The sequence below is a fragment of the Lysinibacillus sp. OF-1 genome (assembly GCF_028356935.1).
GTDB classification, from domain to species: domain Bacteria; phylum Bacillota; class Bacilli; order Bacillales_A; family Planococcaceae; genus Lysinibacillus; species Lysinibacillus fusiformis_D.
On sequence record NZ_CP102798.1, the window covers coordinates 1,331,688 to 1,344,295 of the forward strand.

Genomic DNA, 12,608 nt, shown 5'->3' on the forward strand with positions numbered 1-12,608 from the left:
TGTAGTATGTATGGCAAAAGAAACCATTTTTATTGAAAAACAGTAAGGAGCTGTTGATGATGAACAGAACCTTACTGTATTTTTTACAGCGACCGATATTTTTTTAAACTAATGATATTTAAGGTAATAAATACTACAGCGAAACAAGCAAGAATACTGAGATTAATTATAATATCATTGAAGGAATAACCTTTATACATAACCCCATTTAATGCGTCCGCTGCGTAGTAAAGTGGCATGATACGTCCAATATTTTGAAGCCATTCCGCCATACTATCAAGCGGAAAAATGCCTGAAAAGAATACTTGTGGAACAATAACAAGCGGAATAAATTGCATCATTTGGAATTCTGAAGCGGCAAAGCTTGAAAGCAGGGCACCTAAGGATAACGATACAAGGGCAATCATCATATTAATGAGTAAGACAAGCCAAATGGAGCCTACATGGACAATATCAAGCACATAGATGCCAAACAGTACGATAATAATTGTTTGTAGGAAGGCAAATAAACCATAACCGACCATATAGCCTGCTACAATTTCTGAGCGTTTGATAGGTGTTGCAAGTAAACGTTCCAATGTCCCAGATGTTCGTTCCTTTAACAAGGCAATCCCTGTAATTAAAAAGACAAAGAAAAATACGAAGAAGCCAATGAGCATGGGACTAAATATATCAAAAATGGCCGTATCCTTATCACCATAAACATAGTCTGTTTCTAAACTACCTATGGAGTCTTGAGAAGTCTGTAAAAGTTGAGCAAGCTGCATTGTTAAAGCTTTTGACTGGGAAGGATCATCATTTAATAAAGTTAACTTTAGTTCGTTTTGCTCTATTGCTAGCCATCCATCATACTCTTTGTCCTGTAGCTGTTTTTTCGAAAAATCATCGTCTTCAATAATTGTAAAATCTGTCTCTTTCAATTTGTCAATCAATGGTGTGGGACCATTAGAGACGACAAGTGTGACAGAAGCCTCGTTACTATTGAAAATAAAATACATTAATGACAAGACAAGAAGTGGGGCTAAAAATAATAAAGCAAGTGTCCGCTTATCTCGTTTCATTTGTTGTATGATTCTTGTGACGATAGCACCCATTCTCATTGTACGTCACCTCCAGCCTTTAAAAACACTTCATCAAAATCTTTTGCCTGATAAAAGGCTTTTAATGCCTGTGGTGTCCCTTGTGCAATAATATGCCCGCTTCTGAGCATAGCTAATTGATCGCATCTTTCCGCTTCATCCATCGCATGTGTCGTCACTAAAATCGTTTTATGTTCGTGTTCTTTTAAACGAATAAGTTCTTGCCAAATTTCCTTTTTTAAAACAGGATCAATGCCAACCGTTGGCTCATCTAAAATCAATACCTTAGGATTTTGAATAAGGGCAATGGCAAGGGACAGCCGACGTTTCATACCTCCAGAATAATTCATCACTTTAAGCTGTAAGTCATCGGTCAAACGAACAAGGCTTGCGGCATAGGCTACACGCTCCATTTGCTCCGCCTTCGATAATGAATAAAGCTTGGCAAAAAAATGTAGATTTTCTTCACCAGTTAAATCCGTATAAAGTGCATCTGACTGTGCCATATAGCCGATATCATTCAATAATTGCTTATGTGGAACAGCTAAATCTAATACTTCAATAGTGCCATTATCAGGCTTTAGCATGCCCATAATCATTTTAATTAGCGTTGTTTTTCCACAGCCTGACGGACCAAGTAAGCCCATCAATTGTCCCTTGGGAATATCTAAGGTAAGGGGGGCAATAACTTGCTTATGTTGAAATCTTTTTTCAAGGGTTTTAATAGAGATTGCATGGTTTCCCATATGGATCTCACTCCTTCACTGAACACTATGTTGATTTGATAAAAATTTTACGGTAGCATGTGAACAAATACAATCAACAGTTTGCCTGTAAGTGTTAAGTAACTGGAGGGAAGTTTGTGTCTGTACATGAAAAGATGAATTTTGAAACAAAGCAAGCCATTAAAAAGGTTTTTATCCAGCAAGTAGAGGAGGTCGGCTTTGAACGTGTGACCGTCAAAAATTTAGCGTTAGCGGCCCAAATCAATCGTGGAACGTTTTATTTACATTATACGGATAAATATGACGTAATGGAGGATTTGCAACAGGAGCTATTAATGGAATTAGAACGCTATGTCAAACATGTTCAACCAGTGGAAGCATTCCAAACATTAAAAATGGGTCAATTCTATCAACCCTTTATTAAAGTGATAACATGTATAAAAGAGCATGCAACAGCCTTTCGTATGTTATTAGGAGAGCAAGGAAGTCCTGCTTTTACACAAAAGATGAAAACTATCTTTGGCAATCATATTTTGGACAGATTATCAGTGATTCGTGAGGAAGTAAAGGATCCGGAATTTCAGCAATACTTACAAGCCTTTATCGCATCTGCCATTCTGGGTGTAATTCAGGAGTGGCTTGACAAAGGCAATGAAAATTTAACGGTAGAAGAAATGGTCGCCCTCCATTTTCGATTATTACGATTTTTAGGAAATGTAGTAGCCAATAGTTAACGGCACTGTAGCGGTTGGGGATGATAATTGTCAATCTCGTTTAACGAAAAAATGACTAGCTAAACTATCGCAAAGTACACCAATTAGAAAATGACTGCCAAGCATCCACCGGTAAGAGCAATCTAGTTGAATTTTATTTGAACCGAACAATGTATAGATTGCCCCCTATTATTAAGTGCTTCAATGTGATAAAAGATATTAAAAATTCCAGCACGATAGGCATAGCAAGTTTTAAAGCCTTACTGCTACAACAAAAGTAGACCGAAATTTTGCAACAATAGCCTTGTTATGTTTAGCTCATAAGAAAACAACATTTCGAAGATTGTCACCAAGGTAGTAATAGTAAGGAGTATAAATAGCTAGCGCATTATGCGCATATAAAAAAGAACATGACGATGAGCCTTTTAGCTAGTCTCACGCATGTTCTGCTGATAACCCTTTGTTCAAATTTATTTGTCATAATAATCGTTCAATGCCACTTCCAAGCGTTCTTCTAAATGCTGAGAAATATAGCTTAGCACAAATTGCTCCTTATCCATCTCAATTTGAGCTGACTTGAACATTTTAGTGAAAAAACTTACTTTATGCTTCTCTGAAAAAAGCCGTAATGCTTCCGTTCGCAAAGTAGATACAATCTCATTTTCTATATGACGCTCTCTAATCTTCTGCACAATATCCTTCACACTGTTTTCTTGTAGCTCTGAAATTTGCTGTTGGAGATGTTCATTTTCTTGTTTCAATTCTACTGTTTCTTTTTGAATTTCCTCTACTTGAAGAGCGGAGTCTGCGGATAATCGCTGAATATTTTGAGCAAGAAAATCCTGATTGATGTTTACTTGTAATGTTCCTTGCTCTTCATCTGGCAAAATTTGAAAGAGGCCAGTTTGGATCATCTGCTGTAGGACGTTTCCAAGCACATCAATTTTATGTGATAAATCATCAGAATCCATAGTCGTTGCGGTAATTTGATGTTTCAGCAACTGACCATTATCATCAATGCCTAGCAATAATTTTATCCCCCTCACACGATACTCATCCTTCAATAATAAAATCATTCTTAGCCTTACTATAGCAGGTAGGTTTAAACGAATATTACCATTCACGTTCGGCGATGTATTGTCAAAAATGTATTGTTCAAATGGTTTTAAATAGTAGCGAAGCATAGCGTCTGTAATATCAAACCAGCCCGCGACTTCTGCTATTGTATAGTGTTTGGATTCATCGATATCTGTTAAATAAGCATCCTGATAAAGATTCTCCTCTAAAGGCGTATGTTGTAGTGCAACAAACAATGGGTCATCTTGCACAATTCCAAGTACCATTTCTTTTGCATCATTTACTTTAAGCATCCTTTCACACCCCACTTTATTTTTCCCCATGACTAATTGTTCTCTATATAGGTTTCTATTCGTTTGGCAGCAATTGTATGCCTATTTTATGTAGGAAATAATCATTAGAACAATGTACCTTTTAATCTTTTATGACTCTTGAGGAAAATATTAGTCATAAATGGAGATACATTAAAATAGAGGGGGAGGGGATACTCATTTAATACGTACCACGTTTTGTACCCTGAAATCCAATAAATCATTTCAGTAAAAGTGATGATGTTCGATATGTAGTTGCTAAAGAAAATACAGTGTTTTAATTACTAAGCCATTAAGGTTAGGACCAAGCAAATTATGGATACAAAAATTCCTCTTCACCATTTAGGAAGCAATCACCGATTATTACTATGGGTAACTTTAAGTTCATTTGCATCTCATGAACAGGTATCTAAGTGAAATTGCTAATATTGGAAAATTTCATCAGCATTTCCTTTTAGTACATTTTCGCTGCTTTTGCATCTAATTCATGCATAAATTTATTGTTTTTATATTGTTCTAATCTTTTATAAGCGAAATCCCATTCAACATTGAATAGCTCTTGAATTAGTTGAATGGCTTTATCCTCGCTTTCCGGTAAGGTAATTTTATTCAACATAAATGTTGGTACACATGCTTGTACCATAAAATTATTAGCTTTCCACTCTTGATACTCAATCCACGAGTAGGGCATCTTTTCCTGACTGCCACTATGAAATAAAACATGACACAGTTCATGACAAAAATCTTGCCACAATTGTTTAGGGGACAGATTTTGATCTAAAAAAATATAAGCCTGATCACCTAAAAATAGGACTTGACTGGGATTATCCCAGAAATATACTAGAATGCCTAACTTGTAGGCTATTTCATTTACATCTAGTTGATGTGGTAACAAAATTTCTAATTTAGTATAAAGATTTTCTATAAAATCTTCGGTGTATGTAGTATATGACATAAAACCATCCCCAAATTCCTTGTAATGAAACGTATGTTCTTATTTGATTTATAATAAAAGCCCACTTCTAGGAAGAAGGGCTAAAAAATATTATTTCTTTTCATGTTTGATAATCTCCCAAATGTCTCGTAAACGGCGAACAGTTTCTTCATCTGACTTAGGAAGTTCTTTATAAAAGACCTGCAATTCTGGATCATTAGCAAATGCTTGGAAAGCAGCCTCATCTTTATCAAAAGGTTGTTTTTCATCTGTTTCACATAATATATACGCTACGCTTACATCGTATTTTTCTGCTAACTTTTGAAGGCTTCCTATGGAAATTTCATTGCGGCCTTGTTCATAATACCCGTATGCACTTTCAGAAATATTTAAGAATTTGGCAACATCTGCTTGTGTTAATTTAGCTTCTTTTCTTAACTCTTTAAGCCTTTGCGGTACGTTAGACATGATTACACCTCACTTAAATATGTAACCTAATTATACAACAATTTGTTGGGTTTGTAGTTAAATAAAAATAAAAAACAACAAAAAATCTAGTTTTGGTTTGACAGACAACTTTTTGTTGGGTAATATAAAACCATAAAAAGTTGGGGGTGTGGTTTTGGAAACAACAAATCGTCGGTTAATACTTATTGATGCTAGAAAACAAAAAAATTGGTTGCAAAAAGATGTAGTGGAAAAACTTGATATTGAACTCGGTATCACTATTAGTGAAAGCTATTATGGAATGATTGAACAGGGAGTACGCACACCGTCCTTAGATGTAGCATTAGCAATTTCTGACCTATTTGAAATGGCACCATCAAAAATTTTTTTGAAAAATAAAACAACATTTTGTTGTGTTTGGTAAGAAACTAATCTGGAGGTTCTTATATGAATCGATTGCAAACTTTTAACTTTCATAATCAAAACGTTCGAATTGTTGAATTAAATAACGAGCCTTGGTTTGTAGCCGCGGATGTTTGTAGAGTATTAGCACTAACTAATCCTACTGTAGCAATTAACCGTTTAGAAAATGATGAACGGTCGAAGTTCAACTTAGGGCGTCAGGGTGAAACAAACATTGTCAATGAATCTGGACTTTATGAACTAATATTCGCAAGTCGTAAACCAACGGCAAGAGCATTTAAAAAATGGGTTAAATCAGAAGTTTTACCCTCAGTTAGAAAGGATGGTGGCTATATCACTACTATCGAAAACGATGATGATGCATCAATTATGGCTAAAGCTTTATTAATTGCCAGTAAAAAAATCAAAAATAACGAGAAAAATATGGTTGAGCAGCGATTGTTGATTGATTCACAAAAAACAAAAGTGTTATTTGCAGATGCAATACAAGCTAGTGAAACAAGCATTCTTATTGGAGAGTTCGCCAAAATCTTAAAGCAAAATGGTATAGATGTTGGACAAAAGCGTCTATTCAAATGGCTAAGAGAAAATGGCTATTTAATCAAGCGTAAAGGATCAGCTTACAATTCACCAACACAAAAATCAATGCAACTGGGTTTGTTCGAAATTAAAGAAACACCTATTCATCATAACAGTGGGGAAATCAGTATTAGTAAAACATCTAAAATCACTAGTAAAGGACAGGCTTACTTTATTAATAAGTTTTTGGGCAAGGTAGTGACAATATGATTAGTACAATAGTGAACGAATCGATGGTGATTCGAAATTTTTTCATCATGACTAAAGAAAGAATAGAAGGCAACTCAAATAACTTTACTAGAGTCACTCTTCATCCCAAAGTACGTTTTGTTGATTTAGCACAATTAAAAACAATTGTCCCCTTCGAACCTGATTTCAAATAACTTTTTAAACGATCCACTAGTTAGACAACATCAGTGTCAACCACATAGTAAAAAGAACACATTAGGGGGAGAGAAAATGGCTAAATACAGACATGTACACACAACTTTTTGGGATGACGGCTTTGTATTAGATCTTACACCAGAGGAGAAATATTTCTATCTGTATTTGATGACAAACAATAATACAACACAATGTGGTATTTACGAATTACCTTACAGAGTAATAGAAATGCATACAGGTTATAACCGTGAAACAGTACAGAAACTATTACAAAGGTTCTTTGAATACGGAAAAATTACTTACAACGAATTAACGAAAGAAATCATGCTAATTAACTGGGCAAAATACAACTTTATAAATTCGCCTAAAGTTAAAAAATGTATCGAAAAAGAGCTGTTTGCAGTAAAACATACCCCATTTGTTAAGAGCTATGTTACCTCATTGGAACAGTTAGGATACAGTCTCGATACCGTATCAATACTATTAGAAGTACAGGATGAGCAGAAAGAACTTAATCCTAGTAATGACAATGGTTCGATACCGTATCAATACCCTATCGATACACCTTCTAAAGTGTGTGGGGAAGAAAAACAAAAAGAAAAACAAAAAGAAAAACAAAAACAAACAGCAGATAGTGAAATAGTCAGTCAGTCGACAGTCACTGAGGAACAATTAATTTTCTTAACTAAATTCTATGATGAAAACATTCAAAGAGCATCTAGTTATATTTGCGAGTGCATAGAACGCATGGCAAGTGAAAATAATCCAGCACTTGTTTATGAAGCCATGAAAATAACGGCACTACATCAACCAAACATACCAATGCAGTATACAGAACAAATTTTAGCAAACTGGAGAAAGTCTTTTATTAAGAATGTTGAGCAATTAAAGGCCAAGGAAGAAAGGGAGAAAAAAAATAGACAGCAATCTAGCCGATATTCTTATCAAAAGTCTAACAGTCGTACAGAGATAGTGCCAGAGTGGTTCGCCAATCGTAATGATAAAGACGAGTCATCAATTCCATCTGCTGAGTCTAATAACAACACGATAGATTTTGAAGCTGAAAGACAAAAGGTTTTAGAAATGCTTGGTAAATAGGAGTGTATGAGCAATGACTAAAAATGAGATTGCATGATCGTATGTTTTGGTGTTCAAGGATGAAAGAGCATTTAAAAAACAAAACGTATATTGAGGGTGTGCGTTTGACATTTATTTAGCACAATGTAAAAAACATTTGTTATAACGGCCAGTGGTGGAATGCTAGAGCAGAGAGAATTGAAAAGATACATAGGAGGGCATAACTATGATAAAAGAGAAAATACAACTAAATCGTTACCAACTAGATAAGGCAATTAAAAAGTACAATGACAATATGTGCAAGTACATGAGAATGAAGGATGAACTAGATTCATTAACAGCTGTAACATCTACAGCAAAGTATGGCTTTGAGGCAGCAATGCCAAAAGCTATTGGAAGAACAAGCGACCCAGTGCATGCTCATGTTCAAATGAGAGCTTTACGCGAGGAGCGCATGAACAAGATTAAAGATGAGCTACTATTAGTTCAAAATTTAGCTGACAAGGTAACTGGCGACCTTGAACAGGAAGTACTTTTCTGGTTACTAGAAGGCATGCCATTCCGCTGGATTGGTGCAAATCTTAATATGAGTCATACTAGCGTACAACGTGTGCGAGAAAGAGTTTTAGATATGATGCTGAAGTAACCAAAGGGTTACTTCTTTTTTGTGAACCTTTAAATATTTTACTAGGGGTTTTATTGGGCTAACAGAAATGAAGAGCTATTATTTTGTTATATACTTTTTTCATTTAGACGACAATATAGTATCTACTATTTTATTCTAGTATTCATTTAAGAGTGATTGATAATATTTCATTTTACTTGCCAAATGTTCCAAGTGTGACAGATGTTCCAAACGTTCCAAACATATCATTTTAAGTAATAGATAATGTAAACTTGGAAGTAGGACGACGGGTTAAGGATTTCACCTTTTGGAATTTATAAAACAATAAATGACCAAGGCGACAGACCGTCGACCAATCAATGTCCCATAAACTTGTTTGAGGCATAAAAAGGAGTGGTTTTCAGTTGAAAAATTTGTAGGATAGAACTAAATGGGCAAGAGTAGCAGCTATAGCAATCCCATCACTCCAAGAAGCACAAAACGTATTCCAAGCAACCATTTGAAAAGGAGGCTATGTGGAATGGCTAACGTTCAAGTAAAAGTTAAAACGACGCTTTCCTATTCGGTATAAGGAAGGGCGTTTTTTAGTTGGAGATGAATAAAGGATTGACGGTTCAATGTTAGAACGATTTGATGAGCTGAAAAAACTACTTAATGAACTACCAAAACGTTTGAAAGTGAGTGATTCGATGTATTTAATTCTATATTCATATGTTTACTAACTAACTTGTTGAAGGAGGCTTTTGATGGAAATTTATGATATTCAAAACGCTTTATCTAGTAAGCTCCACGAAGCTTTCGGAGCGGAATATAAAAAATATATTGATGAATTACCGCAGGAGTTTAATACGCCTGCTTTTTTAATTCAATTTTTGAGCTTAGAGCATATCCGACAAATAGGTGGTCGATGGAAAGTAACAGCACATTTTAACGTGAAGTATTTCCCTAAAAATGGCATACCTGAGGCGTCTAATATGACTTTAAAGGTTCAACAAGCAATCAAAGAAATAACATTGTTAAATGGTTCACTACTGCTTGGTACCGGAGCAACTAGCGAAGTTATTGAAGGCATTAGTAATAATTTTATTCATTTTAATTTCTTCTTACAAGAAATTGAAGAGAAAGCTTTTATGGGGTCATTAGATCATAATATTAACAAAGAAGAGGTGGTTTCAGTTGGCGAAAGCAATTCAGAAGAAGGTTGAGTCGATGGAAAGCAAAAACGTTGAAAAGGTAATTAGTTCGAATTTACCGAAATTTACAAAAGAGCAACTTTCAAAAAGTCAAAAATATAAAGATCGCCGTGATGCACTCAATGCATTGTTAGAAAAAGAAAAAACTTATTCATTCGCTCAAGTGGATGAAATACTGAAGAAATTCGATAAGGGAGGTAATTAATATGGCGTTAGGTGGAGGAGTATTTTTATCACAAAACAAAGTATTACCAGGGAAATATCACAATTTTATTAGCGCTACTCGTGCATTTGTAAATCTAAGCAATCGCGGTTACGTTGGTTTGCCAATTGCACTTGACTGGGGCGTAGATGGCGAAGTATTTGCTGTAACACAAGAGGATTTACGAAAGAATTCTCGCAAAATTTTTGGTTATGAATATATGGACTCAAAAATGAAAGGTATCCGTGATGTATTTAAAAATGCTATCACGGTTTATTTTTACAAACTTGCTGTGGATGCAGAAGCGGCTACAAATGATTTTGCAACAGCTAAGTACAAAGGTGCACGAGGGAATGATATTACGATTGTCATTCAGGCAAATGTCGATGAGCCATCGAAATTCGATGTTAAAACATTGCTAGCTAATGTGTTAGTAGACGAACAAATGGCGGTAGCTACTGCTACAGAACTAATCGCTAATGATTTTGTTGTGTTTAAAACGAATGCAACTTTAGCTGTTACAGCTGGTACCGCATTAGCTGGAGGTTCCAATGGCTTAGCTATTACTGGTGGGGCACATCAAGAGGCACTAGATGCTTTAGAAGCATATGGTTTCAATACTCTTGGCTGCTTGTCTTCAGAAAGTTCAATTAAATCGTTATATATTGAGTATACAAAGCGTATTCGTGACCAAATCGGTGGTAAATTCCAACTTGTAGGTCATAAACTTGGCAGTACTAACCATGAAGGGATTATTGACGTACAAAACGATACTAATGGACCAGAAGAAGAAGTGTTTGGTGCAGTATATTGGGTATCTGGTGCTCAGGCTGGAGTAGCTGTCAATAAGTCAAATACTAATAAAAAATACGAAGGTGAATTTACAGTTGATATGTCTGAAACAAAGACACAGTCACAACTCACAACGTTATTAAAGGCTGGCAAATATTTATTACATCGTGTTGGGGATGAAATTCGTGTACTTGAAGATGTGAATACCTTTACATCGTTTTCAGATGAGAAAAACGAGGACTTCAGTTTGAATCAAGTCATTCGTGTGCTTGATCAGCTTGCAATTGATACAGCTCAATTGTTTAACACTCATTATTTAGGTCAGGTGCCAAATGATCAAGATGGTCGAATTTCTTTATGGAATGACATTGGTAGTCTTCGAATGGAAATGCAACGTATTAGAGCTATTCAAAATTACAACAAAGATGAACTAACCGTGGCACAAGGTAATTCAAAGAAAGCTGTTGTCGTAAATGAAGTCGTGATTCCTACGGTTGCGATGTCACAACTTTACATCACGACAACAGTAGCATAAGGGGAGGGCAAACAGATGAAATCAAACAAAACATTAATTCCAATGAATCTACAGTATTTTGCGGATGCTACTATGCATGCTCGCAATGCCATTCATGGCGCTCAAGGCCGAGCATACGTGACGGTTGAAGGCAGTCGTTACTTATTTGCTCAATTAATTAATTTAGAAGCCCGTATGGATAAAACTAAAACGCAAGTTCCTATTATGGGGCGTGTAGCTAAGGGTAACAAAGCTACTGGCGCGGAGTATACAGGCAGCGCTACATTCCACTTTAATACTTCAATATTCCGTAAGTTATTAAAGCGTTACAAAGACACTGGGGAGGATATTTATTTTGATATCCAAGTGACTAACGAAGATGGCTCAGCGTCGGTAGGCCGTCAAACAACCATTCTAATTGATTGTAATATGGATGGAGGGATCATCGCTGCATTAGATGCAGATGCGGAGTACTTAGAAGACTCTATAGATTTCACTTTCGAGGATTGGGATATGCCAGAAGAATTTACAACTTTACAAGAAATGCTATAAGACGAGAGCTCATTATATATGGGCTCTTTTAAATATAAATAAAAAGGATATGGTGATTAATTATGTCAAACTTAACTGCATTTTTTGCACACAATAAAAAGCAAAATGAAAACATTAAGCATGCTATTTCAAAGAAATTCGTGGATGAACATGGCGATCCAATTGAATGGGAGTTCGCGCCAATTTCGCCAGAACGGGACGAGGAATTAAAATCTGAATCTACTAAGCGTTCTATGATCATGCAAGGAAAGCGTAAGGGGCAGTATAATACTGATTTTGATCATTTTAAATACCAACGTTTATTAACTGTAGAATCAATTGTATATCCTAATTTAAACGATAAAGAGCTACAGGATTCTTATGGTGTAATGGGGGCAGATGCTTTACTTGGAAAGATGCTGACAATCGGTGAGATTGCAGATGCCTCAGCGGTAGCACAGGAAGTCAATGGGTATCAAGCTGAGCTAGAGGATATGGTTGAAGAAATAAAAAACTAATAGACGACGGTGATGGTGAGGCTAATATAATGCACTGGTGGGTGCACAAAATGCGTCGCCTTCCGTCTGAATATGTGTCACTATCCTTGGCAGATAAAGCTTGTATTATAGCGTCTCTAAGGATCAAAATCGAAGAAGATAAGAAGCAAGAACGAGAGGCAAAACGAGGGTCTAGAAAAGGTAGAAAGCGTTAGGAAGTAGCTTGTTAACCTAAATGGCTATCGTTAAGCTAGCTGTTTTATATGTTTCTTTAAAAGATATGATATAAAAAAGGGACATTTATTTATTTGAATTCTGTCTGTTTTCAATTAAAAGGGTGGAAAGTTACTTTGGAGTCTTGTGAATTTAACCATGCAGGATAATGTAGTTGGAAACAACAGAAAATATATAAATTTACTAAGAAATAGAGAAAGTTAAAGTACAAATTATTAAACAATAGCCATAAAAAGCATCCTTTGAGTAGGATGCTTTTTTAATAAAGAGG

The 12,608-nt window shown here is 35.6% G+C and carries 15 protein-coding genes; 10 read left to right on the forward strand and 5 right to left on the reverse strand.

The genetic code is table 11. The annotated features are described in order from the left end of the window. Positions 1-83: 83 nt before the first annotated feature. Together NV349_RS06295 and NV349_RS06300 are read right to left on the reverse strand one after the other, a co-directional pair. Positions 84-1,100: an ABC transporter permease gene (locus NV349_RS06295; RefSeq protein ID WP_036127675.1), complete on the reverse strand. Its 1,017-nt coding sequence runs from the start codon at positions 1,098-1,100 to the stop codon at positions 84-86. Further along, a complete protein-coding gene (locus tag NV349_RS06300; protein WP_036127672.1) occupies positions 1,097-1,825 on the reverse strand; it encodes an ABC transporter ATP-binding protein in 729 nt (242 codons plus the stop codon). The genes NV349_RS06295 and NV349_RS06300 overlap by 4 nt, the downstream gene beginning before the upstream one ends. A gap of 116 nt (positions 1,826-1,941) precedes the next feature. On the opposite strand from NV349_RS06300, the gene NV349_RS06305 reads away from it, so the two are divergent. Then, the gene (locus tag NV349_RS06305) at positions 1,942-2,538 is read left to right on the forward strand and encodes a TetR/AcrR family transcriptional regulator (RefSeq protein ID WP_036127669.1); all 597 of its coding nucleotides are present in this window, start codon (positions 1,942-1,944) and stop codon (positions 2,536-2,538) included. Positions 2,539-2,987: 449 nt separating this feature from the next. Here the strand turns inward: NV349_RS06305 and NV349_RS06310 are convergent, their stop codons facing one another. From NV349_RS06310 to NV349_RS06320, 3 genes are all read right to left on the reverse strand, one after another. Then, complete coding sequence (locus NV349_RS06310; RefSeq protein ID WP_036127666.1) at positions 2,988-3,887, reverse strand: hypothetical protein; 900 nt, start codon at positions 3,885-3,887, stop codon at positions 2,988-2,990. Positions 3,888-4,359: 472 nt separating this feature from the next. Continuing rightward, complete coding sequence (locus NV349_RS06315) at positions 4,360-4,860, reverse strand: ImmA/IrrE family metallo-endopeptidase (protein WP_036127663.1); 501 nt, start codon at positions 4,858-4,860, stop codon at positions 4,360-4,362. 90 nt (positions 4,861-4,950) lie between these two features. Beyond that, complete coding sequence (locus tag NV349_RS06320) at positions 4,951-5,307, reverse strand: helix-turn-helix domain-containing protein (RefSeq protein ID WP_036127660.1); 357 nt, start codon at positions 5,305-5,307, stop codon at positions 4,951-4,953. 154 nt (positions 5,308-5,461) lie between these two features. On the opposite strand from NV349_RS06320, the gene NV349_RS06325 reads away from it, so the two are divergent. The 9 genes from NV349_RS06325 to NV349_RS06365 all read left to right on the forward strand — a co-directional run bounded on the left by NV349_RS06325 (position 5,462) and on the right by NV349_RS06365 (position 12,124). Then, entirely contained in the window at positions 5,462-5,710 is a 249-nt protein-coding gene (locus NV349_RS06325) for a helix-turn-helix transcriptional regulator (protein WP_101966368.1), read from the forward strand. 23 nt (positions 5,711-5,733) lie between these two features. Continuing rightward, positions 5,734-6,498, forward strand: a complete 765-nt coding sequence (locus tag NV349_RS06330; protein ID WP_036127657.1) for a phage antirepressor — start codon at positions 5,734-5,736, stop codon at positions 6,496-6,498. A gap of 249 nt (positions 6,499-6,747) precedes the next feature. After that, positions 6,748-7,770, forward strand: coding sequence for a DnaD domain protein (locus tag NV349_RS06335; RefSeq protein WP_051891756.1), 1,023 nt, complete (start codon positions 6,748-6,750; stop codon positions 7,768-7,770). A 205-nt stretch (positions 7,771-7,975) separates the two neighbouring features. Then, positions 7,976-8,395: a hypothetical protein gene (locus NV349_RS06340; RefSeq protein ID WP_230593959.1), complete on the forward strand. Its 420-nt coding sequence runs from the start codon at positions 7,976-7,978 to the stop codon at positions 8,393-8,395. 725 nt (positions 8,396-9,120) lie between these two features. Beyond that, positions 9,121-9,579: a phage tail terminator family protein gene (locus NV349_RS06345; protein WP_036127654.1), complete on the forward strand. Its 459-nt coding sequence runs from the start codon at positions 9,121-9,123 to the stop codon at positions 9,577-9,579. Next, positions 9,551-9,772 (forward strand): hypothetical protein, encoded by a 222-nt coding sequence (locus NV349_RS06350; protein WP_080717164.1) that lies wholly within the window; start codon positions 9,551-9,553, stop codon positions 9,770-9,772. The genes NV349_RS06345 and NV349_RS06350 overlap by 29 nt, the downstream gene beginning before the upstream one ends. A 1-nt stretch (position 9,773) precedes the next feature. Next, the gene (locus NV349_RS06355) at positions 9,774-11,096 is read left to right on the forward strand and encodes a phage tail sheath family protein (RefSeq protein ID WP_036127649.1); all 1,323 of its coding nucleotides are present in this window, start codon (positions 9,774-9,776) and stop codon (positions 11,094-11,096) included. A gap of 15 nt (positions 11,097-11,111) precedes the next feature. Then, positions 11,112-11,627, forward strand: coding sequence for a phage tail tube protein (locus tag NV349_RS06360; protein WP_080717163.1), 516 nt, complete (start codon positions 11,112-11,114; stop codon positions 11,625-11,627). Between the two features lie 62 nt (positions 11,628-11,689). Further along, positions 11,690-12,124, forward strand: coding sequence for a phage tail assembly chaperone (locus NV349_RS06365; RefSeq protein WP_036127646.1), 435 nt, complete (start codon positions 11,690-11,692; stop codon positions 12,122-12,124). Positions 12,125-12,608 lie beyond the last annotated feature (484 nt).